General features: G+C 72.6%; 21 protein-coding genes. 5 read left to right on the forward strand and 16 right to left on the reverse strand.

Annotation, left to right across the window (positions count from 1 at the left end):
• Positions 1-2 precede the first annotated feature (2 nt).
• A complete protein-coding gene (locus tag D7231_RS11605) occupies positions 3-722 on the forward strand; it encodes an ABC transporter permease subunit (RefSeq protein WP_120755101.1) in 720 nt (239 codons plus the stop codon).
• Positions 723-794: 72 nt separating this feature from the next.
• On the opposite strand, the gene D7231_RS11610 is transcribed toward D7231_RS11605, so the two are convergent.
• The 3 genes from D7231_RS11610 to D7231_RS11620 form a co-directional block, all read right to left on the reverse strand.
• Positions 795-1,742, reverse strand: a complete 948-nt coding sequence (locus tag D7231_RS11610) for an aminoglycoside phosphotransferase family protein (protein WP_120755103.1) — start codon at positions 1,740-1,742, stop codon at positions 795-797.
• Between the two features lie 62 nt (positions 1,743-1,804).
• Positions 1,805-3,079 carry a CynX/NimT family MFS transporter gene (locus D7231_RS11615; RefSeq protein WP_120755105.1) on the reverse strand — a complete coding sequence of 425 codons (1,275 nt, stop codon included), beginning with the start codon at positions 3,077-3,079 and terminating at the stop codon, positions 1,805-1,807.
• 75 nt (positions 3,080-3,154) lie between these two features.
• Positions 3,155-3,865: a FadR/GntR family transcriptional regulator gene (locus D7231_RS11620; RefSeq protein ID WP_120755107.1), complete on the reverse strand. Its 711-nt coding sequence runs from the start codon at positions 3,863-3,865 to the stop codon at positions 3,155-3,157.
• A gap of 130 nt (positions 3,866-3,995) precedes the next feature.
• On the opposite strand from D7231_RS11620, the gene D7231_RS11625 reads away from it, so the two are divergent.
• Positions 3,996-4,817 carry a rhomboid-like protein gene (locus tag D7231_RS11625; protein ID WP_391474220.1) on the forward strand — a complete coding sequence of 274 codons (822 nt, stop codon included), beginning with the start codon at positions 3,996-3,998 and terminating at the stop codon, positions 4,815-4,817.
• Here the strand turns inward: D7231_RS11625 and D7231_RS11630 are convergent.
• The 9 genes from D7231_RS11630 to D7231_RS11670 all read right to left on the reverse strand — a co-directional run bounded on the left by D7231_RS11630 (position 4,789) and on the right by D7231_RS11670 (position 14,871).
• Positions 4,789-5,604, reverse strand: coding sequence for an HAD family hydrolase (locus tag D7231_RS11630; RefSeq protein ID WP_120755109.1), 816 nt, complete (start codon positions 5,602-5,604; stop codon positions 4,789-4,791). The genes D7231_RS11625 and D7231_RS11630 overlap by 29 nt on opposite strands.
• Complete coding sequence (gene serS, locus D7231_RS11635; RefSeq protein WP_120755111.1) at positions 5,601-6,878, reverse strand: serine--tRNA ligase; 1,278 nt, start codon at positions 6,876-6,878, stop codon at positions 5,601-5,603. The genes D7231_RS11630 and serS overlap by 4 nt, the downstream gene beginning before the upstream one ends.
• A gap of 642 nt (positions 6,879-7,520) precedes the next feature.
• Entirely contained in the window at positions 7,521-8,456 is a 936-nt protein-coding gene (pheA, locus tag D7231_RS11640; RefSeq protein WP_120755112.1) for a prephenate dehydratase, read from the reverse strand.
• A 61-nt stretch (positions 8,457-8,517) separates the two neighbouring features.
• Complete coding sequence (efeB, locus tag D7231_RS11645) at positions 8,518-9,807, reverse strand: iron uptake transporter deferrochelatase/peroxidase subunit (protein WP_120755114.1); 1,290 nt, start codon at positions 9,805-9,807, stop codon at positions 8,518-8,520.
• The gene (locus D7231_RS11650; protein ID WP_120755116.1) at positions 9,807-11,735 is read right to left on the reverse strand and encodes a copper resistance protein CopC; all 1,929 of its coding nucleotides are present in this window, start codon (positions 11,733-11,735) and stop codon (positions 9,807-9,809) included. The genes efeB and D7231_RS11650 overlap by 1 nt, the downstream gene beginning before the upstream one ends.
• A gap of 17 nt (positions 11,736-11,752) precedes the next feature.
• Positions 11,753-12,229: a copper chaperone PCu(A)C gene (locus D7231_RS11655; protein WP_120755118.1), complete on the reverse strand. Its 477-nt coding sequence runs from the start codon at positions 12,227-12,229 to the stop codon at positions 11,753-11,755.
• The gene (locus D7231_RS11660; protein ID WP_120755120.1) at positions 12,229-12,882 is read right to left on the reverse strand and encodes an SCO family protein; all 654 of its coding nucleotides are present in this window, start codon (positions 12,880-12,882) and stop codon (positions 12,229-12,231) included. The genes D7231_RS11655 and D7231_RS11660 overlap by 1 nt, the downstream gene beginning before the upstream one ends.
• A gap of 177 nt (positions 12,883-13,059) precedes the next feature.
• On the reverse strand, positions 13,060-13,809 hold the full coding sequence (locus D7231_RS11665) for a YcnI family copper-binding membrane protein (RefSeq protein ID WP_120755122.1): 750 nt from the start codon (positions 13,807-13,809) through the stop codon (positions 13,060-13,062).
• A gap of 240 nt (positions 13,810-14,049) precedes the next feature.
• Complete coding sequence (locus D7231_RS11670; RefSeq protein ID WP_199739343.1) at positions 14,050-14,871, reverse strand: hypothetical protein; 822 nt, start codon at positions 14,869-14,871, stop codon at positions 14,050-14,052.
• A 222-nt stretch (positions 14,872-15,093) separates the two neighbouring features.
• Here D7231_RS11670 and D7231_RS11675 point away from each other — a divergent pair, with 222 nt between their 5' ends.
• Complete coding sequence (locus D7231_RS11675) at positions 15,094-15,564, forward strand: ATP-binding protein (RefSeq protein ID WP_120755124.1); 471 nt, start codon at positions 15,094-15,096, stop codon at positions 15,562-15,564.
• A gap of 42 nt (positions 15,565-15,606) precedes the next feature.
• Here the strand turns inward: D7231_RS11675 and D7231_RS11680 are convergent, their stop codons facing one another.
• The 3 genes from D7231_RS11680 to D7231_RS11690 all read right to left on the reverse strand — a co-directional run bounded on the left by D7231_RS11680 (position 15,607) and on the right by D7231_RS11690 (position 19,267).
• The gene (locus D7231_RS11680; protein ID WP_120755126.1) at positions 15,607-15,858 is read right to left on the reverse strand and encodes an SCO4226 family nickel-binding protein; all 252 of its coding nucleotides are present in this window, start codon (positions 15,856-15,858) and stop codon (positions 15,607-15,609) included.
• Positions 15,859-16,014: 156 nt separating this feature from the next.
• Positions 16,015-17,475 carry an aminopeptidase P family protein gene (locus tag D7231_RS11685; protein WP_120755128.1) on the reverse strand — a complete coding sequence of 487 codons (1,461 nt, stop codon included), beginning with the start codon at positions 17,473-17,475 and terminating at the stop codon, positions 16,015-16,017.
• Between the two features lie 115 nt (positions 17,476-17,590).
• The gene (locus D7231_RS11690; RefSeq protein WP_120755130.1) at positions 17,591-19,267 is read right to left on the reverse strand and encodes a PP2C family protein-serine/threonine phosphatase; all 1,677 of its coding nucleotides are present in this window, start codon (positions 19,265-19,267) and stop codon (positions 17,591-17,593) included.
• An 887-nt stretch (positions 19,268-20,154) separates the two neighbouring features.
• On the opposite strand from D7231_RS11690, the gene D7231_RS11695 reads away from it, so the two are divergent.
• Complete coding sequence (locus tag D7231_RS11695) at positions 20,155-20,955, forward strand: bifunctional DNA primase/polymerase (protein ID WP_120755132.1); 801 nt, start codon at positions 20,155-20,157, stop codon at positions 20,953-20,955.
• 478 nt (positions 20,956-21,433) lie between these two features.
• Positions 21,434-22,228 carry a hypothetical protein gene (locus D7231_RS37005; RefSeq protein WP_199739344.1) on the forward strand — a complete coding sequence of 265 codons (795 nt, stop codon included), beginning with the start codon at positions 21,434-21,436 and terminating at the stop codon, positions 22,226-22,228.
• 320 nt (positions 22,229-22,548) lie between these two features.
• On the opposite strand, the gene D7231_RS11705 is transcribed toward D7231_RS37005, so the two are convergent.
• The gene (locus tag D7231_RS11705) at positions 22,549-23,517 is read right to left on the reverse strand and encodes a DUF5926 family protein (RefSeq protein WP_120755586.1); all 969 of its coding nucleotides are present in this window, start codon (positions 23,515-23,517) and stop codon (positions 22,549-22,551) included.
• Positions 23,518-23,830 lie beyond the last annotated feature (313 nt).

A 23,830-nucleotide genomic window follows, 5' to 3' on the forward strand; every position in this document is an offset into this window, starting at 1 on the left:
CCATGTACAACGCCACCGTCGCACGGCTCACCTACCGGGGCCTCCTGGGCCGCCGCCGTGCCTTCATCCTCTTCGGGCTGCCCGCCCTGCTGCTCACCGTCTCGGCCGTCGTCCGCGTGCTCGTCGGCGCGGACGACGGCACCGCGAGCAGCGTCCTGGGCGGTCTCGCACTGGCCACCATGGTCCCGCTGATCGGCGTCGTCGCCGGCACGGGTGCGATCGGCCCGGAGATCGATGACGGCTCGGTCGTCTACCTGCTCTCCAAGCCGGTCAAACGGCCCACGATCATCTTCACCAAGCTGATCGTGGCGATCGGCGTCACCGTCGTCTTCTCGGCCGTTCCCACGCTCATCGCGGGCTTCATCCTCAACGGCAACAGCCAGCAGATCGCGGTGGCCTACGCCGCCGCGGCGGCCGCCGCCTCCGTCGCGTACAGCGCGGTGTTCCTGCTGCTGGGCACGGTCACCCGGCACGCCGTCGTGGCCGGCCTGGTCTACGCCCTGGTGTGGGAGTCGCTCTTCGGCAGCCTCGTCCCCGGCGCGCGCACCCTGAGCGTTCAGCAGTGGGCGCTCGCCCTCGCCCAGCGCATCGGCGCGGACGGCGCCATCTCGTCGGACGTGGGTCTGCCGCTGGCCCTCGTCCTGCTGGCCGGTGTGACGGCGGGCGCGACGTGGTTCGCGGGCCGGAAGCTGCGCTCCCTCACGCTCGCAGGGGAAGAGTGAGCCTCATCCCGTAGGACTCATTCGTGAGGCTCACTCCGTAGGGCTCACTCTGCGGGATTCACTCCGTGGGCCTCATCCCCGAATGACACGCCGCCGCAGCGCCCGGGCAATCTCCACCTGCTCGGGCGCTAGCGCGTCCTCGCCGTCCTCGACGTCCCACAGGGCGTTCTGAAGCACCCTGCCCAGCGTCCAGCGGGCCGCCCGCTGCCGGTCCAGGCCCAGCACTTCGGTCATCAGGTCGAAGCGCCGCAGCACGGCCCGTTCCACGTCCCCGGTCGCGGTGATGTCGTCCCACCGGTCGTGCAGCGCGGGCAGCAGCTCGAAACCGGCGTCGCCCACCAGCGGCTTGGGGTCGATGGCGAGCCACGGCTCGCGTGCGGAGCCCGGCACGGGAGCGAGGACGTTGTCGTAGTGAAGGTCCCAGTGCAGCAGTTGGTGACCGGGCTCGCCGATGACCTCCCGTACGGCCGCGGCGCACGTCTCCACGAGCCTGCGCTCCGAGGCGTCCCGCAGCTCCGGCAGGGCCGCGGGCACGTCCTTGAGCATGGCCCCCGCGACGTCCGCGAGGGGCCGCAGCCCCGCGGGCACGGGGGCCGTCAGCAGCCGGGCCAGCAGCTCGGAGAGCGTCCGCAGCGATGCTTCGGCATCGCGTATGGACAAGAGTGAACGGTTTGCGTCCAACCGCTCCAGCAGCATCGTGCCGGTCGCCTCGTCGTGGTCGAGGAGCGCGACCGCACCGTCGCCGTCCCAGGCCCGCAGCGCCGCCGGCTCACCGACGCTCTCGTCGGTGACGGGCTGGAGCTTAAGCGCCGCCGGGGTGCCGTCCTCGCGCAGCACGGGCAGGACGAGGGCCACCATCCCGTGCGAGGCCGGCCCGTCGAGCCGCAGGCCCCAGCGGTCGAGGAACCGGGAGGCCAGCTCCGGCAGCGCGGCGATCCAGGAGCGGCCCTCCTCCCCGTCGAAATCCTCGTGGAAGCCGACGAGTTCGGCCGGGACGGTGATGCGGTGAGCGGCGTGCATGGGCAGCGGTCTCCTCACGACGGGTGGGGAGGCCCCGGAGGGCCCCCTGCCCACCCAACGTCTCAGATCTTCCGATCGCGCCCGGCGCCCATCGCGAGCAGCAGCAGCGCCGCACAGGCGACGAGCAGCAGGGCGATCGGAAGCGTCCAGCTGTCCGTCGCCTGGTGGACCGCACCGATCGCGAACGGGCCGACGGAGGCGAGCAGATAGCCCCACGTCTGCGCCATGCCCGACAGCCGGGACGCCGTGTGGGCGTCCCGCGTGCGCAGCACCATCAGTGTCAGGGCGAGCCCCAGCAGACCGCCCTGCGCCACGCCCATCAGCGTCGCCCAGACCCATGCGCCCTCCACGGGCGCGGTGAGCAGACCGGTCACACCGGCCGCCATGAGGACGACGACGCCGGCGCCGATCGCCCGCTGGTCGCGCATCCGCCCGGCCACCATCGGCACCACGAACGAACCGGCCATCTGCACCAGCGTGTAGAAGGCGTAGACCATGCCGGCCTCGCTCTTGCTCATGCCGTGGTCGGTGAACACGGTCGGCATCCAGGCGATGCACACGTACGCGACCAGCGACTGGGTGCCCATCATCAGCGTGACCTGCCAGGCGATGGGCGACCGGGTCAGCTTCGGCCCGTCCTGCGCCGACCGTACGGGGGCGGCGGCCGCCTGGCCGTGCCGGGTGCCGCGGCGCGCGATGACGGCCTGCGGGATCCAGGCGACGGCCGCCACGGCGGCGAGCAGCGCCCAGGAGGCCAGGGAGCCCCGCCAGCCGCCCAGGGCGTTCTCCAGGGGCACGGACAGGGCGGCCGAGCCGGTGGCGCCGAGGATCAGCGTGGTCGAGTACAGCGCGGTCATGCTCGCGGCGCGGTCCGGGAAGTCCCGCTTCACGAGGCCGGGCATCAGGACGTTGAGCAGGGCGATGGCCGTGCCGACGAGCGCGCAGCCGGCGAACAGGGCCACGACCGGGGGCGCGACGCGCAGCAGGATGCCGCCGCACAGCAGCAGCAGGGCGCCGCACAGGACGGCCTCCGTGCCCCAGCGGCGGGCGAGCTTCGGCGCGACGATCGAGCCCAGGCCCATGAAGAGCAGCGGGATGGTGGTGACGAGGCTGCTCGCCGCCGCGGCCAGGTGGAAGTGGTCGCTGATCTCGCCCATCAGGGGCGAGACCCCGGCGAGGGCGGCCCGCATGTTGAGCGAGGCGAGGACGATGCCCGCCATGACGAGCGCCGGGTGGGCGCGCAGGGTGCGGCGCGCGGCGGCAACGGCGGGCGCGGGGGCGAGGTCTGCTTCCGCGTCTATCAGGGGGTCGCGTGTGTCCGGCCTCGTTTCCGACATGGGGTGCCTTTCCAAGGGGTGGTGCAGATGTGAGGGGGGTGGGGTGGGGGAGCGGAAGCCCGGGCGCTGTGCGCGTCAGCTCTCGCCGAGCAAGGTCTCCACGGCCTGCTTGGGGCGCTCGAGGAGGGCCCTGGCGGCCCGCGCGGCGGCCTCCGGGTCGCCGGAGGCGATGGCGTCCATGAGGGCGTGGTGGTCGCCGTGGATGATGCGCGGCATGTCGTGGTCGCCGAGCGCGGTGACCAGCGCCTCGCGGACGGAGCTGCTGAACCAGGCGTACGTGGCCGTCAGGGCGCTGTTGTGCGCGGCCTCCACGACGGCGCGGTGGAACTCCACGTCGTGGTCGGCGTAGAGCTCCAGGTTGCCGGAGTCCGGCTGGCCCTCGGGGTCCTCGAAGGCCGTCTGGGCGTCCAGCGCGGCCCGCATCCGCTCCAGGTCGGCGGGCTCGTGCCGGAGCGCCGCGAGCCGGGCGGCCTCGGCCTCCAGCGCGATGCGGAGCTCCAGGACGTCGCGCACGCCCGCGCGTTGCAGGCCGCGCATGATCTCGCCCGGGTCGGCGGTGGAGACGACGAAGGTGCCCTCCCCCTGCCGCGAGCGCAGCATCCCGGCGTGGACCAGGACGCGGATGGCCTCGCGCACCGTGTTGCGGCCGACCTCCATCTGCTCGGCGAGCGCGTGCTCGGTCGGGATGCGGGCGCCGACCGGCCACTCTCCGGCCGCGACCTGTGTGCGCAACTGATCCACGACGGTGTCCACGAGGGACTGCCGTCCCGCCGCCCGCAGTGCCATACGTCCTCCGGTTCCGAGTGCCTGAGCCGCTGTGTCCGCTGCTGCCGCCGAGCGTGATTCACCCGGTTGCCCAGTCATCCTACAACTCCTTTCGAGGGCGCCCCCGGAAAGGAGCGGCTACCGTCGAAGGGTGCGTGGACGGGACGAGCGCCGCGGCTCCGGTGCGCACGGCCGGTGGCCGGCCGTCGCCGCCCGGGCCGCTTCCCTGGCGCGGTCCGCAGTGCGCTCCTGGATCGCCTCCTCGCCCGGGACGCACATCTGGCTGCTCGTCATCGGCATCACCAGCCTCGTGATCGCCGCGGCCAGCCAGGACCTGGAGATGTTCCTGCTGCACCGCAACAGCAGCAACATCCACCAGCTCACCAAGCACCCGCTACGGGCGCTGCTGATCAGCGGGTTCTGGATCGAGAACCCCTCGTCGTTCCTGCTCTACGCGGCCCTCTTCGAGCTCCTGCACGCGAACGTCGAGCGCTGGACCGGCACCGCCCGCTGGCTGTTCACCGTGGGCTTCGCGCACATCGCCGCCACTCTCGTCAGCCAGGAGGTCGTGCTGCTCTCCATAGAGGACCACTCACTGCCGCGGTCGATGAAGAGAGTGGTCGACATAGGCGTCTCGTACGGGCTCGCGGCGGCCGCCGGGATCCTCACGTACCGGATGCCGCGGCCCTGGCGGTGGGTCTACCTCGCCGGTCTGGTGCTGTTCTTCGCCGTCCCGCTGGCCACGGGAGGCACCTTCACCGACGTGGGGCACGCGGTGGCCGCGGCGATCGGGCTGGGCTGCCGGCAGTTCACACAGGGCCGCCCGCCGTGGGACTTCGGGTGCGTTCCCGGAGTCCTGCGGCGGGCGGTGGGCGCCGTCCGGCAGGGCATCCCCGGCCTGGACGGCCGGTCCGGCCGGTCCGGGCAGGACGACCGGAGCGGCCTCAGCCGTACAGACGCTCCAGGACCGTAGCGATCCCGTCGTCCTCGTTCGACCCGGTGACCTCGTCGGCGACGGCCCGCAGCTCCGTGTGGGCGTTGGCCATGGCCACGCCGTGGGCGGCCCAGCCGAACATCGGTATGTCGTTGGGCATGTCGCCGAAGGCGATGGTCCCGGCGGCCTTCATCCCGAGCCGGCGCGCGGCCAGGGACAGCCCGGTGGCCTTGCTCAGGCCCAGCGGCAGCAGCTCCACTATGCCCTCGCCCGCCATCGTCACCCCGACCAGGTCGCCCGCGACCGTGCGGGCGACGTGGGCCAGGGCGTCGTCGTCGAGCTCAGGGTGCTGGAGGTAGAGCTTGTTGAGCGGCTCGGCCAGGAGCTCGTCCCGGTCGTGGGCCACGACGGCCGGGAGCGGGCCCTCCTGGACGCGGTAGCCCGGGGTGACCAGCACCTCGCCGTCGAGGCCGTCGCGGCCCGCGGCGAGGTGCAGCGGGCCGGCCTCGGCCTCGATCTTGGCGACGGCCTGCCCGGCGAGGCGCCGGTCCAGCGTCACCGACGTCAGCAGCCGGTGCTCACCGGCGTGGTAGACCTGCGCGCCCTGGCCGCACACCGCCAGGCCCTGGTAGTCCAGCTCCTGCAAGATGTGCCGCGTCCACGGGACGGCCCGCCCGGTCACGACGATGTGCGCGGCACCCGCCTCCGTGGCCAGCTTGAGGGCGGCCCGGGTGCGCTCCGAGACGCTTTCGTCGGAGCGCAGCAGGGTGCCGTCCAGGTCGGTCGCGACAAGGCGATACTGCGGTCCGGCCGCGGCGGGGCTCACTTGGCGACCGGCTCCAGCACCTCGCGCCCGCCCAGGTACGGACGGAGCACCTCGGGCACGCGCACCGAGCCGTCGGCCTGCTGGTGGTTCTCCAGCAGCGCCACGATCGTGCGCGGCACCGCGCACAGCGTGCCGTTGAGCGTCGCCAGCGGGCGGACGTTCTTGCCGTCGCGCATGCGGACGGACAGGCGGCGGGCCTGGAACTCGTTGCAGTTGGACGTGGACGTCAGCTCGCGGTACTTGCCCTGGGTGGGGATCCACGCCTCGCAGTCGAACTTGCGCGAGGCCGAGGAGCCGAGGTCACCCGTGGCGGTGTCGATGACCTGGAAGGGCAGCTCCAGGCTCGTCAGCCACTGCTTCTCCCACTCCAGCAGGCGCGCGTGCTCCGCCTCGGCGTCCTCCGGCGCGATGTAGGAGAACATCTCGACCTTGTCGAACTGGTGGACGCGGAAGATGCCGCGGGTGTCCTTGCCGTACGTGCCGGCCTCGCGGCGGAAGCACGGCGAGAAGCCGGCGTAGCGCAGCGGCAGCTGGTCGGCGTCGATGATCTCGTCCATGTGGTACGCCGCGAGCGGCACCTCGGACGTGCCCACCAGGTAGAAGTCGTCCTTCTCCAGGTGGTAGACGTCCTGGGCGGCCTGGCCGAGGAAGCCCGTGCCCTCCATGGCGCGCGGCTTGACCAGCGCGGGCGTCAGCATCGGGGTGAAGCCGGCGGCCGTGGCCTGGGCGATGGCGGCGTTGACGAGCGCGAGCTCCAGCAGCGCGCCGACACCCGTCAGGTAATAGAAGCGCGAGCCGGAGACCTTGGCGCCGCGCTCGACGTCGATCGCGCCGAGCAGCTGGCCGAGCTCCAGGTGGTCCTTGGGCTCGAAGCCCTCGGCGGCGAAGTCGCGCGGGGAGCCGGCGGTCTCCAGGACGACGAAGTCGTCCTCGCCGCCGAGCGGCACGTCGGGGTGGACCAGATTGCCGATCCGGAGCAGCAGGTGCTGCGCCTCGGCGGCGGCCTCGTCCTGCTCGGCGTCGGCGGCCTTCACGGCGGCGGACAGCTCGCCGGCCTTCTTCAGCAGCGCGGCCTTCTCGTCGCCGGCGGCCTTGGGGATGAGCTTGCCGAGCGCCTTCTGCTCGGAGCGGAGTTCATCGAAGCGGACGCTGGACGACCTGCGCCGTTCGTCGGCGGAGAGAAGTGCGTCGACGACGTCGACGTCCTCTCCACGGGCGCGCTGGGAGGCGCGCACACGGTCGGGGTCCTCACGAAGCAGGCGAAGGTCAATCACCCCTCCAGGCTACCGTTGCCCACGCGATCACTCGACGGCATATTCCTCTTGGTGGTGGTTTGCCCTATTTTGGGTGATCGGAAAAGGCTGTGCATAATCAGCAGCCCGGGCGATCGCGAAGCGCCGGAAAGCCTTCCGGTGGAGTGGCGGCGGGAATGGGTGCGCTTTTGCTGAAAAACGGGCATAGCGGCGCCGCCGGCCGCTGATCCGCTTGCGGGCGGCCGGAGTTGGCGGACTTCTTGTCCACAGGAGGAGATTCCTCCGCTTTCTTTGTCCACAGGCTGTGCGTGAAATCTGTGGACGCCGGAATCGAACGTTCCGTCCGCTTCTGTCCCGCGCCCTGTATTCCTTGGTCAAACCTCGCGCGGCCACTCATTCGGGTGGTATTGCCTCGCTCCAAAGGGTTATTCGCAGACATTCCGCTGACGAATGGCGAGGACGCAGCCCGATCGGGTGGACCTAGGTGCTGTGGATGACGACCCTGTGGCTAGAGCGATTTGTCGACCTTGACCGATTCGGGGAGCCGGTGCCCCGCCTCGATCTGTCGACTTATCCCCAGCCTGGGAATCCCCTGTGGATAACTCTGGGGATGCCGGCGCCGGCCGCTACCGTCGACGCGTGGACAACAAAGCCCCGACCGCTTCAGGCGCGGCCGTCCTGGCAGCGCGCCAGCCAGTCCGCCGCCGTCACGAACTCCTCGTCCGACGTGCCGTAGCGCGTGGGACCCACCTCCGCCGGAGTCACGTCCGCCCGGGGATACGAGCCGAGGAACCGCACCTGCGGGCAGATCCGGTTCAGGCCCATCAGCGCCTCGCCGACGCGCCGGTCGGCGATGTGCCCCTCCGCGTCGATCGCGAAGCAGTAGTTGCCGATGCCCTCGCCCGTCGGCCGCGACTGGATGAGCATCAGGTTCACCCCCCGCGTCGCGAACTCCTGAAGCAGCTCCAGCAGGGCGCCCGGATGGTCCTCGCGCAGCCACACCACGACCGACGTCTTGTCCGCGCCCGTCCGCGCCGCGGGCCGGGCCGGGCGGCCCACCAGCACGAAGCGGGTCTGCGCGTTCCGCGCGTCGTGGATGTCGGTGACCAGCGGCTCCAGACCGTACGTCGCCGCCGCGAACTCCCCCGCGAAGGCGGCGTCGAAGCGCCCCTCCTGCACCAGGCGCGCGCCGTCCGCGTTGGAGGCCGCCGACTCCCACAGCGCGTCCGGCAGGTGCGCCGCGAGCCACTTGCGCACCTGCGGCTGCGCCACGGGGTGCCCGGTCACCGTCTTGATGTCCGACAGCCGCGTCCCCGGCCGCACGAGCAGCGCGAACGTGATCTGGAGCAGCACCTCGCGATAGATCATCAGCGGGGAGCCCGTCGTGAGCTGGTCGAGGGTGGCGGTCACACCGCCCTCCACCGAATTCTCGATCGGCACGAGGGCGGCCGCCGCCTCGCCGCTGCGCACGGCGTCCAGCGCCGCGGGCACGGACACCATCGGCACCAGCTCCCGCGTCGCCGCCTCCGGCAGCGTCCGCAGGGCGGCCTCGGTGAACGTGCCCTCGGGGCCGAGATAGGTGTAGCGGCTGGCCGACATCACGCTGGCTCCTCGATCGTCCGGTGTCTCGCCACGATACCGAGCGCCCGAGGGCGGGCCGTCAGCCCTCCAGCAGCCGCTGCCCCACGTACTCGCCCGGCTTGCAGCCGCCCGGCACCGCGAAGAGGCCGCTCGCCTCGTGCCGCAGGAAGCGGGAGAGGCCGTCCCCGCGGTCCAGCTTCCGCTGCACCGGCACGAACCCCTTCAGCGGGTCCGCCTGCCAGGCGACGAACAGCAGACCCGCGTCCGGAGCCCCGTCGTCGAGGAAGCCGTCATGGTAGGAGAACGCCCGCCGCAGCATCGACGCACCACGGTTCGACGCCGGCGACGCCACGCGGATGTGCGCGTCACCGGCGATCGCCAGCGCCCCGTCCGAGTTGACCTTGTTGAGGTCCGGCCGGGTCGTCTCCGTGCCGCCGGACAGCGGCGCCCCGTCCGACTTGCGGCGCCCGATCACCTTCTCCTGGCGCTCCAGGGAGAGGTGCTCCCAGGTGTCGAGCAGCATGCGGATGCGCCGGACCACGGCGTACGAGCCGCCCGCCATCCACTCGTCCGTGCCGCTGCGGTCCTCCGGCACGTAGATCTTGGCCGGGAAGCCCGGGTCCGACGTCTTGGGGTTGTTCGTGCCGTCGATCTGGCCCATCAGGTTCCGGCCGGTCATCGGCTGGGCGGTGGCGCCGGGCGTCCGGTTGAAGCCGCTCATCTGCCAGCGCAGCCGCGCGGTGTTCCCGGCCTGCTGCTGGATCAGCCGCAGCGCGTGGAAGGCGACGAGCGCGTCATCGGAGCCGATCTGCACCCACAGGTCGCCGTTGCTGCGCTTGGAGTCGAGCGCGTCGGCGCTGAAGTCGGGCAGCGGCTCCAGCGCGTCGGGCCGCTTGGACGTGAGGTCCGTCCGGTCGAAGAACGTCCGGCCGAAGCCGAAGGTGACGGTCAGCGAGGAGGGGCCCGCGTCGAGCGCCACCCCGGTCTCGTCCCCCTTGGGCGTCTTCCCGGCCATGAGATCGGCAGCGGTGTTCGACCACCTGCGCATCAGCGCGGCGGCGGCCTTGCGGCCGGCGTCGGGCGCGAGGTCGAAGGCGAGGAAGTGCCCGCAAGTCTGCGCGGGATCGGCGATCCCCGCCTGGTGCACGCCGTAGAAGGGTCTGCTCGCGGCGCCGACGCCGGTCAGCGGCGCCGGGTCCTTGCGGACGGTCTCGGTGGCGAAGGCCCCGGCCGCGCCGCCCGCGACGAGCCCGGCCGCGCCCGCGGCGCCGGCCGTGCCGAGCAGCCGGCGGCGGCTGACGCCGCCCGCCTTCCGGGGCTGCTCCGCGTCCTGCTGTGTGTCCTGGGAATCCTGGGATCGTTCAGCCATCAGTTGATCTTCACGTTCCTGATCTCCGTGATCTGGTCGATGTCGGAGGTCCGTACGGTCAGGGTGAGCTGCCACGTGCCGGCCATGGGCAGCTGGAAGCCGGTGGCCTGCCAGCGGCCGGCGGATGTGCGCTTGAGGGCCGTGCGCAGCGGGCCGATGTTCTTCTGCTTCTCGGTGAAGGACACCTCCAGCTCCGGTACGTCCACGGCCTTGCCGGTCGGGTCGGTCACGGAGACGTCGAGGGAGTTGTTGCCCGTGCGGGCCGGGTCGATACGTACGAGGGCCGTGCCTCGCCCGTTCGTGCCACCCGTGTCGTACGGGATACGGGTCTCGGCCGGGCCCGAAGCGGCCGGTGCCGTGGTGCGGGCTCCGCCGGATGCCGCCGATTGGCGCTGTTCGGTCTCGGCCCGGCCCGGCTGGGTGCCGGTGAGCAGGGTGGTGACGGCGAGCAGGACGACGGCGACCCCGGCCTCGGCCAGAACGGCGCGGCGCAGTCCGCTGCGGGGTTCGTCGGCGTCGCGCTGCCGCCGTCCGGCGGCCTTCTCCAGGGCCTCGCGCTGGCGCGCGAGCTGGGCGGCCCGCTCGGGGGAGGCGTCCTTCTCCTTCCGGGAGGGGCCCGCCGCCTTGGCCGCTCCCTTGACCGCCCCCGTGGCCGCACGGACGGTCCTGACCGCCGAGGCCGCCTTCTTCGACGCCGGGCGGCCGTCGGTGAGACGGCCCGTCCAGCGCCGGGAGAAGGAAGCCAGGGCGACCATGCCCGCCACGAGCGCGACCTTGAGGAGGAGCCAGCGGCCGTACTCCGTGCCGGTGAGCGCGCCCCACGAGCCGACCTGCCGCCAGGACTGGTAGAGGCCGGTCGCCACCAGCACGCACACCGAGGTGAAGGCGAGCCGGGAGAAGCGCTGCACCTCCGCGCGGCGTACGGGCTCTCCCGACCACAGCGCGGCGAGCAGCGCGGCGAGGCCGCCGAGCCACACCGCGACGCCCAGCAGGTGCAGGACGTCGACCGGCATGGCGAGCCACGGCTGGAGGCCCGCCGAGGCGTGCTCGGCCATCGCCCAGGTCGCCGCGAGCCCGACGGCGACGACGGTGCCGCCGATCGCGAGCCCGTAGGCGACGTCGCGGCGCTCCATGCGGGTGCGGTCGCCGTCCTCGCGGGCGTACGAGCCGAACAGCACGGCCAGGAACACCGCCGCGGCGCTCAGCAGCAGCAGGCGCGACAGCAGTGCCGCGCCCGGTTTGGTGGCCAGCACGTCACCGAGGAGGCTGAGATCGAAGGACGAACCGAAGCCCTTGCCACTGGTGTAGGGGCCGCGCAGCAGCAGGAGCACCGACGTCGCGGCGAAGAGGGCGATCCAGCCGCCGACGGCGATCCGCTGCACGGGCCGCGAGGAGCGGCACACGCCGGCGAACACACAGCCGCCGACGAGCAGGAGGTAGCCGGCGTAGGCCGCGTACCGCCCGGTGGTGTAGAGCGCGTCGACGACCGGGTCTATCTCGGCCGCCGACACTTTGGCGGCCGTCTTCGACGGCGCGCCTATCGAGAAGGTGAAGGCCCCGGCCACCGGGTGGCTGTCGGCGGAGACGGCCTGCCAGGCGACCGTATAGGTGCCGTCGGCGAGCCCTCCGGCGAGCCCGACGGCGGCCGTGTCGGACTTGCCGTCGACGTGGGCGGGCTTGCCCTCGTCGACGCGCTTGCCCTGCGGATCGAGGACCCGCACCGAGTCCGCGCTCAGCAGGACGCCTTCGGAGAAGGTGAGCTTCACCTGCCGGGGTGCGGTCGGCACCACGGAGCCGGAGGCCGGGTCGGTCGAGGTCAGCGCGGCGTGTGCCGAGGCGCTGCCCGCGCCGGGCCCGAGCGCGCACAGCAGCGCGGCGAGCAGCGTGCCGAGGACCGGCAGCAGCCGCCCGGCGGTCAGGGTCTTCATCGCACGTCAGTCCTTCGTCAGTCCTTGGGACGGAACGTCGTGGACTCCACGGGCACCTGGACCTTGACCGGCCCGGCGGTGGCGAAGTGCAGCGTGAACTCGATCTTCTCGCCGACGGCCGGCTTGTGGTCGAGCTTGCCGAGCATCAGGTGCGTGCCACCGCGGGTGAGCTTCAGCTCGCCCTCGGCCGGCACGTCGAGCGAGGTCGCGTGCTTCATCTGCGAGCCCTCGGTGGTGTGCATGGTGATGTCGCCGGAGAGCGGGCTGGTGACCTTGGTGAGCCGGTCGGCCTTGCCGCCGTCGTTGGTGACGGTGAGGTAGGCCGCGGCCATGTCGGTCATCGCGGGCTGCGGCAGGTAGGCGCCGCTGACCGACAGCTCGGGCTTGCCGGAGGACAGGGCGTCCTTCTCGGACTGGCAGCCGGTGAGCAGCAGGAGCCCTCCGGCGAGGACGAGCGGCAGGGCGGCGGCGGTGGCGGCGGTGGTCTTGCGCATTACGGGTTCTCCCCCTTGATGATCTTCGGGAGATCCTTGGAGTACTGGTCCTTGGTGGTTTCGGTCGTGTATATCCAGTGGCCGCCGTCGTCCTTCGGCGAGAAGCCGACGACCTCGGCCCCGTGGCTGACGGTGATGGAGCCGTCCTTCTCCTTCTTCGGCTTCTCCACGAAGATGCCGATGCCCTTCGCCGCCGCCTGGATGGTGGCGAAGTCGCCGGTGAGCCCGACTATGTCCTGGCCGCCCTGGGCGTCCAGCCACTCGCGCATCCGCTTGGGCGTGTCGCGCTCCGGGTCGGTGGTGACGAAGACGACCTGGAGCTTCTCCTGGTCCTCCTTCGGCAGGGTCTTCTCGGCCGCGGCGACGTCGGAGATGACGGTGGAGCAGACGTCGGGGCAGTAGGTGTAGCCGAAGTAGAGCAGGAGCGGCTTGCCCTTGGTCTCCTTGACCAGCTCGTACTTCTTGTCGTTCGTGTCCGTGAGGACCAGGTCCGGCTTGGCCTTCGGGCTGTCCAGGGTGATCGCGGCCTTCTTGGGCGTGGCCGAGACGTCGGCGACGGGCTTGTCGCCGCCGTCGTCCGAGCCGCCGCCGCAGGCGGTCAGCGTGAGCGCGGCGGCCGTGGCCAGGGCCGCGCCCAGGATCTTGGTGCGCATGGAGCTCTTCTCCAGGGATGGGTCAGTGGTGCGGGGCGGGGTGCGGGCCTCGCCCGATGGCGGGCCCGCACCCGGCCGGTCCGTGCGTGAGCCGCTCGTGCGCCGGGGGTCCGTGCGCGAGCCGGCTGTGCGCCGGGCGGCTCTGTGTCAGCCGGCTCTCTGCCTGACGGCTCTGTGTCAGGCGGCCGAGCGGCGGCGCCCGGCGATCAGGCCGAAGGCGACGCCCGCCGCGCCGACGACGATGCCGACGACGCCGAGCACGCGGGCGGTGGTGTCGCTGCCGCCGTCCTTGTCGTCCGACGTCCCGGACGCGCTCTCGGTCTTGCCGTCCGCGCCCTTGCCGTTCGTCTTGTCGTCGTGGTCGTCACCCTTGCCGGCGGCGGCGCCCTTGGCGACGAGCTTCAGCGTGGGAGCCGGGTGCTCGGCCTCGGCGCCGCCCGGCTTGGACGGGTCGATCCAGCGGACGACGTCGTCGTCGGAGTACGTCTGGAGCGCCTTGAAGACCAGCTCGTCGGCGTCCGTCGGCAGCTGGCCGACGGACAGCGGGAACTGCTGGAACTGGCCCGGGTCGATCTTTCCGCCGGTCCAGGTGATCTTGCTGACGGCCTCGTCGATGGTCTTGCCGTGCATCTGGAGCGGCTTGTCCAGCTTGGCCTTCTCGACCTTCACCTCCCAGCCGGGGACCGGCTGCGGCATCACCGAGGCGAGCGGGTGCTTGGGGTCGAGGGTGACTTCCAGCTTCACCGTCGAGGCGTTGTCCTTCTCGTTCGGCACCTTGAAGGCGATGGTGCTGTAGCCGCCCTTCTCGGCGGTGCCGGGCTGCACGCTGACGTGCGCGGAGGCGGGGCCGGCGAGCAGCAGGACGGCGCTGGCGGCGACGGCGCCGATGACGGGGAGGCGGCGCAGGCGAGCGGACTTGGCGTTCATGGGGACACTCCAGGGGCAGGAGGGGATCACGGGGAGGGGTGGGGGTGGCACGCGTGCGGTGGTGACGACGACGGTGCGCCCGCCCTCCTGCCCGGGCCGCCTCCCCCGCCCCGGCCCGCCGGAATGCGGGCAGGCACGGCCGTGCGCGAGCGCGCGCAGGGAGCGGGGCGCTCAAGGCTCGGGAAAGGAACTCAGGGAAGGGAATGCCGGGGACGCCGGAGATTCGGCGGTGGAACGTCGTCAGGCCGCGAGGGCGAGGACCGGCGGACCCCGCCTGATCACGGAGTGCTGGAGCGCCGGTTCCGCCGCGGGGCGCTCCTCGGCCGCTTCCGTACGCGGAAGGGCGGCCACCGGCTTCCCGGCGGACAGCTCCTGGAAGGCGCCGACGAGCGCGAAGGCCGTGCGCAGGGCCTGGACGAGCGTGGTCTCCGCGGCCTCGCGCGCCGACTGCTCCGAGAGCGCGACCACTCGCCACAGCGCCACTTCGCCGCGGCGCAGCAGCCAGCCCGCGGCCAGCGCCGCGAGGAGGTGGCCGAGGAGCATCGGCAGCGAGAGGGGGAGCGCGTCGAGCAGCGAGCCGGAGGACGTGCCGCCGTGCATCCCCATGGCCGGGCCGGCGGCCGGGGCCGCGGCACCCGGCTGAAGGGGGTGGACGGCCGGGTCGAGCCCCGCGTCGGTGATGACCCGGCGGGCGGCGGAGGCCGACATCATCTGCGGCTGGTTGCAGACCAGCTTCGCGGCGAAGTCGATCAGCCGGCCTTCGGTGGTCGTCTGCCGCGGCGCCATGCCGGCGTTCTGCTGGCCGACGGCGAAGAGCGTGTGCAGCGCGAGCTGACCGGCCGCCAGGCCGGCCGCGATCGACGGCAGCGAGCGCTCCCGCCCCGCCAGCGGCACGGCCGCGGCGAGAACAGCGAGGAAACCGGCCGCGAGGGTCCACAGCGGCACCCGCGCGCAGGAGGCCAGCACATGCCCGCCCGCGGACAGCAGAACGCAGACCGCGGTGAACACCGCGGCCCGGATCAGTCGCAGATCGGCGCCGACACGCCCGACGGGGTGAGACATGGCTGCGCCATCATCCCACCGGGCTTACTCCTCCCCTACGGCAGGGGGCGCTCGATCTCCACCCGGAGGGGGCGCACCGGCGCACTCCCGTACGCCGCCATACACCGATGCATCCACCGGGCGCGTCGTCCGAATGAGCGGTCTCACACACTCGGGAGGCTTACGGGGCGTCAGTGCTGGCTATACGTATCGGTATGTCGAGCCGCGGCCAGGAGGCTGAGCATGAGCATTTGGTGGTCACTCCATCTGCGGCGGGAGGCCGCGAGCGTTCCGCTCGCGCGGCGGTTGCTGGTAGGCGCCATGGAGACGGCCGGGGTCGACCCGGATATTTCGTATGATCTTTCGCTCGCCCTGAGCGAGGCGTGTGCGAACGCCGTCGAGCACGGCGGCGATTCCTCGACCGGTTACCTCGTCACGGCGTTCATCGACGGCGACACCTGCCGGATCGAGGTCACCGACTCGGGCCCCGGCTTCCCGGAGCAGCCCCGCCCGCACGGACGCCGCAGCCGGCTCCCGCAGCCGCCCCGGCCCCCCGCCCCCGCCGAGGACGAGCACGGCAGGGGCCTCTTCCTCATCGAGTCGCTCACCGACCACGTCCGCGTCCGGAACCGCCCGGGCCGGCAGGGAGCCGTCGTCACGTTCGACAAGATCCTCAAGTGGAGAGAGGACGCGGCACTGCTCCGGGCGTCGTGAGCTCCACGGGCCCCGCGGCCGTATTCGAGGTCGGCATGCGGGTCAGGTGACCGTCAGCGACACTTCGTGGACCTCCGTGACCGGATGGCCGGCCTGGGAGTGGACCCGCTTGACCGCGTCCGCCGACGGCGCGTCGGACAGGCAGTAGACCGTGCCCGACTTCGGGTCCGCCCACGCCTGCTCGAAGTGCACGCCCTCCTCGGCCTGGATGGCCAGGTCCCGGCTGTGCGCTTCCTTGAGCTGATCGGCCGTGATGCCCTGCATGCCGTGATGGACGTCCATGAACTTGCCCATGGCTCCTCACACCTCCTGGGGTCCCCCCGGGTGCGCCTTCCTGTGGCCATGATGCGCTCACGGGTCCCCGGCCCACCACCGCAGAAACACGGTGAGCCGCAGCCCCGCGGGAAGCAGGGGCTACGGCTCACACACGCACCGTAACGGCATCGGGCGTCAGCTCTTCAGGGACGCCATCCACGCCTCGACGTCCGACGCCGCCCGCGGCAGCGCGGCGGACAGGTTCCGGTTGCCGTCCTCGGTGACCAGGATGTCGTCCTCGATGCGGACGCCGATGCCGCGGTACTCCGCGGGTACGGTCGTGTCGTCCGCCTGGAAGTACAGCCCGGGCTCCACGGTGAGCACCATGCCCGGCTCCAGGACGCCGTCCACGTACGTCTCGGTGCGGGCGACCGCGCAGTCGTGGACGTCCAGGCCGAGCATGTGGCCGGTGCCGTGCAGGGTCCAGCGGCGCTGGAGACCGAGCTCCAGGACGCGCTCCGCCGGGCCCTCCACCAGGCCCCACTCGACGAGCTTCCCGGCGAGGACCCGCTGGGCGGCGTCGTGGAAGTCGCGGTACTTGGCGCCCGGCTTCACCGCCGCGATGCCGGCCTCCTGGGCCTCGTGCACCGCGTCGTAGATCTTGCGCTGGAGCTCGGTGTACGTGCCGTTGATCGGCAGCGTGCGGGTGACGTCGGCCGTGTAGAGGCTGTTCGTCTCGACGCCCGCGTCCAGCAGGAGCAGGTCGCCGGAGCGGACCGCACCGTCGTTGCGCACCCAGTGCAGGGTCGTGGCGTGCGGGCCGGCGGCGCAGATCGAGCCGTAGCCGACGTCGTTGCCCTCGACGCGGGCGCGCAGGAAGAACGTGCCCTCGATGTAGCGCTCGGAGGTCGCCTCGGCCTTGTCGAGGACCTTCACGACGTCCTCGAAGCCGCGCACCGTGGAGTCGACGGCCTTCTGGAGCTCGCCGACCTCGAAGGCGTCCTTCACGAGCCGCTGCGCGCTGATGAAGACGCGCAGCTCCTCGTCGCGCTCGGCGGTGACCTTGTCGGTCAGGGCCTCCTCGACGCCGGCGTCGTGGCCGCGGACCACGCGCACCGGGCCGCTCGCCGCGCCCAGCGCGTCCGCGAGCTCGCGGACGTCCGCGGCGGGCAGGCCCAGCAGCTGCTCGGCCTCGGAGAGGCTGTGGCGGCGGCCGACCCACAGCTCGCCCTGGCCGTCGAGCCAGAACTCGCCGTTCTCGCGGTTGGAGCGGGGCAGGAGGTGGATCGTCGCCCGGTGGCCCTCGGCGCCGGTGGGCTCCAGGACGAGGACGCCGTCCTGGCTCTGGTCACCGGTGAGGTACACGTACTCCGTGGAGGCGCGGAAGCCGTACTCGGTGTCGTTCGAGCGGGTCTTCAGGTTTCCGGCGGGGATCACCAGGCGCTCCCCGGGGAAGCGCGCGGAGAGCTCGGCGCGGCGGCGGGCCGTGTGCGGGGCCTGCTCGATGGGCTGCACGTCGTGCAGCTCGGTGTCGGCCCAGCCGCTCTTCATGTTGGCCGCCAGCTCGTCGGAGACGGCCGGGTAGAGGCCGTTCTTCCGCTGCTTGATCGGCTCGTCGCCTTCGGGGTTCTCGGGCGCGGGCTGCTGCTCGGTCACTGCTTTCCTCCTCGGACGGTGCGCTTTCCATCGTAGGTGCGACCGAAATGCGAGGAAACTGTGGGGAAAATCAGAGGAAGGGGAGAAACCCGGGGCGAGGCCTTAAGGCGGAAGATCATTCGAAGTGGGCCGCGAGCAGGACGACGTCCTCGCTTCCCTCCCACTCGCCGTGGTCCTCCTGCGGCAGCTGCGGCAGTACGGTGCGCAGCACGTGCTCCACGACGGCCTCCGGATCCCTGCGCGCCGCCTTCGGCACGCCGGCGGCGGCCGTGCGCAGCCGCGCGAAGGCGCGGTCCATCGGCTTGCCCGTCCGGTGCAGCAGTCCGTCGCTGTAGAAGAGGAGCGTTTCTCCGGGCGCCGGTTCGATCTCCACGCTGGGCGCTTCCCAGCAGGCCAGCATCCCGAGCGGCGCGGACAGCGAGGTCTCGACGAACTCGGCGCGGTGGTCACCGATGATCAGCGGCGGGCAGTGGCCCGCGCCCGCCAGGACGACCTTGCGCTCGGCCGGCTCGCAGTACGCGAAGATCGCCGTCGCGGCGCGGGACGGCTCGGTGAGCCGCAGCAGGAGTTCGAGGTCGGAGAGGACCGCGACCGGATCTTCCCCTTCCATGACGGCGTACGCGCGGAGGGAGGCCCGCAGCCGCCCCATGGCGGCCACGGCACCCGGACCGGAACCGCTCACTCCGCCCACGGCCAGGCCGAGCGCACCCTCGGGCAGCGGCAGCGCGTCGTACCAGTCGCCGCCGCCGAGCGGACCGGTGCGGTGCCGGACGGCCAGCCGGACGCCCGGCGTCCGCGGCAGGCGGCTCGGCAGCAGCTCCTCGCGGAGGGTCGCCACGGTCCGCCGGGCCTCGGCCAGTTCGAGCTGGCGGGCGAGGTGCTCGGTGGCGTGGTCGCGGTAGAGGCCGACGAGGTGGCGCTGCCGCTCGGTGGGCTCGGCCGGCTCGTCGTAGAGCCAGACGGCGGCCCCGATCCGGCCCGCGTGCTCGGTCTCCAGCGGTACGGCGTAGCTCGCGCCGTAGCCGAGGCGGGCGGCGACCTCGCGGTGGCGGGGGTCGAGCTCCTCGTCGGCGGCGATGTCGGGGTGGGCGGTGCCGCTGCGGGAGCCGGCCGGGGGGAGGTCGTCGAACAGCCGGCCGTAGGCGGTCTGCGGACGGGCGCCTTCCAGGACGGTGTCCTCCGGGACGGCGGAGTCCGGGATGGTTTCGGAGCCGGCCGAGGGGACAGCCGCAGGGATGGTCTCGGGGATGGTTTCGATGTGGCCGAGGTCCGCGTGGTCCAGGCCGAACCCGATGGTGACGGGGTGCTCGCGGCCGGGGCCCGTGGCCGGGTGCAGGGTGACCAGGCCGCGGCGGGCGCCGACGAGCGACGCGCCCGCCCGCAGCGCTTCGTGCAGGGCGGCGTCGAGGCCGGCGGTACGGGTCAGCCGCTCGGTGAGGTCCTGGAGCGTGGTCAGGTCGGAGATCCAGCCCGCCAGGCGGTCCTGGACGACGGCGTTGGGGGCGGGGAGGGACGGCCCGGGCAGGGCGGTGGTGCCGGAGGAGGCGGTTGCGTCGGACGGGTCGGCAGGGTCACCGGTGCCGGCCGGTGCGCCTGAACCGTACGGACCCTCCGGCCCTCCTGGTCCTCTTGGGCCTTCCGGGCCCTCCGGTCCTTCTGCTCCGGGCGCGCCGGGAGCGGCAGGGGAGAGGGGATCTGCGCATGAGGCTGCGGATGTGGGGGCCGGAGTCTGCGCGGGGGACGGGACCGGAGGATTGATTCCGGCCACTTTCGGCAGGTGGGGCGTGGTCATGGTCGGCTACCCGGACCGGCCGGTGGCGCGGTGTTCGGGGCGCCCGTGCGCACCAGGGCCCGCGGCACTTCGCCGCTCCCTCTTGACCACCGTCTTGACCTGTGTTTTCTCATGAATAGCATCGCAAACCCCCTGTCGCGTTGCGCGCTATCGGTGCTCCACATGTACACGCCCGGGCAAGGAGATGTCCAGCATTGAACCGGTGGGATTGGTGGTGTCTATGGGGTTTCAAACTTGGCCGGAAAATGGTCCCGAGGCCATGGATTTGCGGTCGACTGACGTTGCTCGACAGCGCGTCATATCCACCCCGGTGGGTACGTACACGGAGAAGGGCAGGGGCAGTTGGGGCCGCCCCGGAACCCGGCGGCGGGCCCGAGCGTCTTAACCGGCGACGGCCGCGCCCGCACCCGAGGGCGATGGGGAGACCCGTGCCGCCGGCGAGGGGCGACAGGCTCAGCACGAAGCGCCATACGCGCGCCACCCCCCGCCATGTTTCACGCTCGGCCCGTGGCGTGATGCGCTGCGTTGTACAAGCAGTGACTTGTGATCGACCACGTGGTGTGCCGGCTTGGTGAGAGCCACGGCGTGTTGAGCGGCGCGCCATGTCGGGCCGTAGTGCCATGGAGTCCGGACGCGGCCCGGAAGCAGTTCAGGTGCAGTTCCAGCAGGCAGTCCCGGGACCGCCGCACAGCCCTGCGCACGGCACCAGCAGTTCGGTCGGTACGGCCTCCGCTCCATCGCACAGCTCGCACAGCACGGCCCGCTCCATCCGCACTACCCGTACGGCTCACTCCGTACGCAGCTCGGATCACCATCAGCGCGATACGGCCCTTGCCACCGGCAGGGGTCCCCGACACTTCGGCGTTCACGGAAAGGAACGAGCGCTCATGCGCGAGATCCTCGGAAGGCGACGCAAGCTCTCGCTCAGGCGAGGCGACCGGTCCGCGGTCCTCTCCGCGGCCTTGGCCTATGCCACCGAATGGCAGTGGCCCGTACTGCCCGGCGTGGGCCTGAGGGCCGACGGCGGGCGCGTGCGCCGGTGCAACTGCCCGCAGCCCGACTGCGCGGCCCCCGGCGCCCACCCCTTCGACCCGGGGCTGCTGGCGGCCACCACGGACGCCAAGATGGTCCGCTGGTGGTGGACCAACCGGCCCGACGCGCCGGTGGTGCTCGCCACGGGCGGCCGCGCGCCGTGCGCCGTGAGCCTGCCCGCGGTGGCCGGCGCCCGCGCCCTCGCCGCGTTCGACCGCGCGGGCATCCGCCTCGGGCCCGTGGTCGCCACCCCCACCCGGTGGGCCCTGCTCGTGGCCCCGTACTCCCTGGAGGTCCTCGGCGAGCTGCTCCACCGCCAGGACTGGGTGCCCGGATCGCTGCTCTTCCACGGGGAGGGCGGCTTCGTGGCGCTTCCCCCGTCGCCCACGGGGGCGGGCCGGGTGCGCTGGGAGCGCGCTCCGCAGCCGGCCGGCACCGACGGAAGCCCCGGCGGTGCCGCCGAATCTGTCAAGGGCGCCTTCGGTGGCGGAATCCGTACGCTCCGCGCTGATCGCGCGGGGCGCGGGGAGCGTAAGGAACGTACGGCCGGTGTCGCGCAGCCCTGGCTGCCGGACGTGTCTTCTCTGGTCGACGTCCTCGTCGAGGAGAGCGCCGGCACGGGGACGCCGGGCGGCGGCAGCAGGCTCGCGTTCTGACCTCGGCCTCGGCCACTGCCCTCACGGGGAACCCCGCGCGCAGGCGCGGGAGACGGGCACCACGGCGAGCGCGGGCGCGACGGCGGGCGCGGCGCCGAGCATGACAAGTACGAACGAGCACATGGAGAGCGCGTACGGACGGGAGACGCACGCGCTCTCACTCGTACGGGTGTAAGCCCGTCCGAGTTCTGCGGGATTCCACCGCGCGGCCCCGAGGACAGCCCTGTTCTGACCGCTATGTTCGGGTGAGGACCTGGACCGGGTTGGTGCCGGCCGGGTCCCGTCGATCAGGCCGGGGCGTTCCGCGGGGCGGGGTGGTCCGAGCCGTCCCAGCCGTCCCCGCGATGCGTATCAGCGTCCGCGCGGCGAGTCTCAGGTGGTCCCCATGGAGCGAGCGTCTGCATCCGGTGTGCCCGGAACACCCGGCGGGTCGAGGGTGCCCGCGGAGTCCGGCGATGCGCGGGGGGCCAACCTCCGTATGGTCGCGCTCGCGAGTGCGGTGGCGCTGGCCGTCGTGCTGCCGCTGGCGGCCGCCACGGCCGGGCCCGTGGGTCTGTCCGGCCCTGAGGCCGCCCGGGGTGAGAGCTCCGGGAAACGGTCGGGCGCCGACAGCGGACTACGCCTGGGTCCGGGTAAAGACTCGGGCAAGAACGCCGATACGGGCTTGGGCAGGGAGGCCGGCAGGGACGCCGGTACGGAGCTCGGCCGGGACCTGGGCAAGGACCTCGGCAAGGGCCTGGGCAAGATCCCGGGCGGTGGCGCGGACGGCTCGGCCCCCGGCTGGCCGGCGGCATCACCGCCGCTGGCGGGGTCCGCGGCGGGCCCGTCCGGCCCGGCGTCCGCGCGGTGCGGTCCCGAACTCACGTCGCCGGAGGGCGTGGAGGCCCAGACGTGCGTCCTGGAGCAGGGGAACGAGACCTGGGCCCGTACGTACTTCCGCAACGCGACAGGCGCCCCTCTGCGGGCCGTTCTGACCCTCATGGGCCCCGACGGCCGGACCGTACAGGTGCACTGCCGCACGACCGCCTCGGACGACCCCGACGGGTGCGAGACGCCCCGCGCGCGGACGGTCCGGGGCGCGGAGGCGGCGCGGGCGGGGGCGCGCGGGGAGGACCCGTACACGGCCGTTGCGGAGATCGCCTCGGACGACGCCTCGGAAGGTGCTTCGGGCGGCGCTTCAAACGGCGCTTCAAGCGGCTCTTCGGGGGACGCTTCGGAGGGCGGGAAGCTGCTGCTGCGCTCGGGGAGCAACTCGGCGGAGGAACCGGGCTGATGGCGGAGCCGGTCGCCGCGTGAGTCTTCCGGAGCGGCGGCCGCCTCGGGCCTGCCGTCTCCGGGCATGGAAACGCCCGGTCGCTGGCGACGGGGGATGCACCAGCGACCGGGCTCCTAGAACGGTAACAAGAGATTGGCCGTTCGCAAATTCGATCGTGGATTTCCGGACGCGTATTTCCGGGCTGACAGCGGGAGTTGTGACAGGAGTCACGTGAATGGCGCCTGATTAGCCCCCGGAATCAACTACTCCGCCGCCTGGAAGGCGGCGGTTCGCGCCCGGTCGCGGCGTCCGCCGGAGCCCGCTCCGGCGGACCGGCGTCAGTTCAGGGTGATCTGACGGCTGGTGAGCCCGCTGCGCGCCCGGCGCTCGTCGCCCGAGAGCGGAGAGGTGTCGGCGAGGGCCGTGGCCAGCCGCTCCGCGAACGCGGCGGCCGGCTTCTCGATGTCCTCCGCGCTCATCGTGCTCGGCAGGTCCCACACGGGCACGGTCAGCCCGTGCGCCCGGAACGAGCCGACCAGACGGGTGTCTTCCCCGAGCGAGGAGGTGCCCGCGGCGTGCAGCCGGGCCAGAGCGTCCAGAAGCTGCTCCTCGGGGTGGGTCATCACCCAGCGGAGGTGATTCTTCTCCGGGGTCTCGCACCAGTACGCGGCGTCGACGCCCGAGAGGCGGACCGTCGGGATGGCGGCGGCGTTGGCCCGGTCCAGGGAGGCGGCGACCTCGCCGGTGGCGTTCTCGGCGTTCTCGACCCAGAACTCGAAGCCCGAGTGCACGTTCGGCTCGAAGGGGCCCTCGGGGTCCAGCAGATCCTGGAGGCGCGGCCCGTCGCCGGCGGCGCGGCCGGCGGTCACCGGGCTGCCCGGAGCGGCGGTCAGGGCGCGCTGGAGGGTGTCCGCGAGGTCGCGGCTGAGGTCACCGGAGGCGGTGTCGTTCTGGAGGCCCAGGAGGACGGCGCCGTTGTCGCGGCGCAGGGCGGGCCAGGCCATCGGCAGCACGGTGGCCAGCGTCACCGACGGGACGCCCTCCGGCAGCCCGCCCTTGAGGGTGAGCTCGACCGTCGCGGCGGGCACGAGCTCGCGCAGCGCGACCCAGTCGGCCTCGCCGGGCAGGCCCTCGAAGGGCCGGTGGACGAGCTCGGTGGCGGCGTGCGCGGCGGCACGGCCGTGGCAGGCCTTGTAGCGCCGGCCCGAACCGCACGGGCAGGACTCACGGGCGCCGACGACGGGGATCGGACCGTCGACGGCCTGCGGCGTTGCGGCCTTGGTCTGGGGGCGGCGCTTCTTGGCCATGGCGTGCGTGTCTCCCGATCGGTGCAACAGGTGCGTACGGCTCGGCGCGTACGGCTCGGTGCCGTACGGCATGCGTACGGCTCGTCCGGGCAATGGCTCGTACAAGCTCGTACGGGCGCGAGCCTAGCGCTCGCCACGGCGGCCGGAACGGGCACGCGCGCGGGGCGTCGGGAGGTCGGTCGCACGGCCGGCCGGTGGTGGGGTGCCGCTCGCCCGCGGAGACACGGCTCCGCGGCAGGGGGCCCACCGGCCGAGGTCAGGGCGGTACGCGGGCGCGGTCCCGTCTTGCGTGGGATCTACGCGCGTCACGCCG

The organism is Streptomyces klenkii, assembly GCF_003626645.1.
Lineage (GTDB): Bacteria > Actinomycetota > Actinomycetes > Streptomycetales > Streptomycetaceae > Streptomyces > Streptomyces klenkii.

What these genes read in the sequence shown, in the direction of transcription:
- D7231_RS11605 (WP_120755101.1), top strand. Translation starts at nt 3, where the DNA reads ATGTACAACGCCACCGTCGCACGGCTCACCTACCGGGGCCTCCTGGGC.
- D7231_RS11610 (WP_120755103.1), bottom strand. Translation starts at nt 1,742, where the DNA reads ATGCACGCCGCTCACCGCATCACCGTCCCGGCCGAACTCGTCGGCTTC.
- D7231_RS11615 (WP_120755105.1), bottom strand. Translation starts at nt 3,079, where the DNA reads ATGTCGGAAACGAGGCCGGACACACGCGACCCCCTGATAGACGCGGAA.
- D7231_RS11620 (WP_120755107.1), bottom strand. Translation starts at nt 3,865, where the DNA reads ATGGCACTGCGGGCGGCGGGACGGCAGTCCCTCGTGGACACCGTCGTG.
- pheA (WP_120755112.1), bottom strand. Translation starts at nt 8,456, where the DNA reads ATGTCGGCCAGCCGCTACACCTATCTCGGCCCCGAGGGCACGTTCACC.
- efeB (WP_120755114.1), bottom strand. Translation starts at nt 9,807, where the DNA reads ATGGCTGAACGATCCCAGGATTCCCAGGACACACAGCAGGACGCGGAG.
- D7231_RS11650 (WP_120755116.1), bottom strand. Translation starts at nt 11,735, where the DNA reads ATGAAGACCCTGACCGCCGGGCGGCTGCTGCCGGTCCTCGGCACGCTG.
- D7231_RS11655 (WP_120755118.1), bottom strand. Translation starts at nt 12,229, where the DNA reads ATGCGCAAGACCACCGCCGCCACCGCCGCCGCCCTGCCGCTCGTCCTC.
- D7231_RS11660 (WP_120755120.1), bottom strand. Translation starts at nt 12,882, where the DNA reads ATGCGCACCAAGATCCTGGGCGCGGCCCTGGCCACGGCCGCCGCGCTC.
- D7231_RS11665 (WP_120755122.1), bottom strand. Translation starts at nt 13,809, where the DNA reads ATGAACGCCAAGTCCGCTCGCCTGCGCCGCCTCCCCGTCATCGGCGCC.
- D7231_RS11670 (WP_199739343.1), bottom strand. Translation starts at nt 14,871, where the DNA reads ATGTCTCACCCCGTCGGGCGTGTCGGCGCCGATCTGCGACTGATCCGG.
- D7231_RS11675 (WP_120755124.1), top strand. Translation starts at nt 15,094, where the DNA reads ATGAGCATTTGGTGGTCACTCCATCTGCGGCGGGAGGCCGCGAGCGTT.
- D7231_RS11680 (WP_120755126.1), bottom strand. Translation starts at nt 15,858, where the DNA reads ATGGGCAAGTTCATGGACGTCCATCACGGCATGCAGGGCATCACGGCC.
- D7231_RS11690 (WP_120755130.1), bottom strand. Translation starts at nt 19,267, where the DNA reads ATGACCACGCCCCACCTGCCGAAAGTGGCCGGAATCAATCCTCCGGTC.
- D7231_RS11695 (WP_120755132.1), top strand. Translation starts at nt 20,155, where the DNA reads ATGCGCGAGATCCTCGGAAGGCGACGCAAGCTCTCGCTCAGGCGAGGC.
- D7231_RS37005 (WP_199739344.1), top strand. Translation starts at nt 21,434, where the DNA reads ATGGTCGCGCTCGCGAGTGCGGTGGCGCTGGCCGTCGTGCTGCCGCTG.
- D7231_RS11705 (WP_120755586.1), bottom strand. Translation starts at nt 23,517, where the DNA reads ATGGCCAAGAAGCGCCGCCCCCAGACCAAGGCCGCAACGCCGCAGGCC.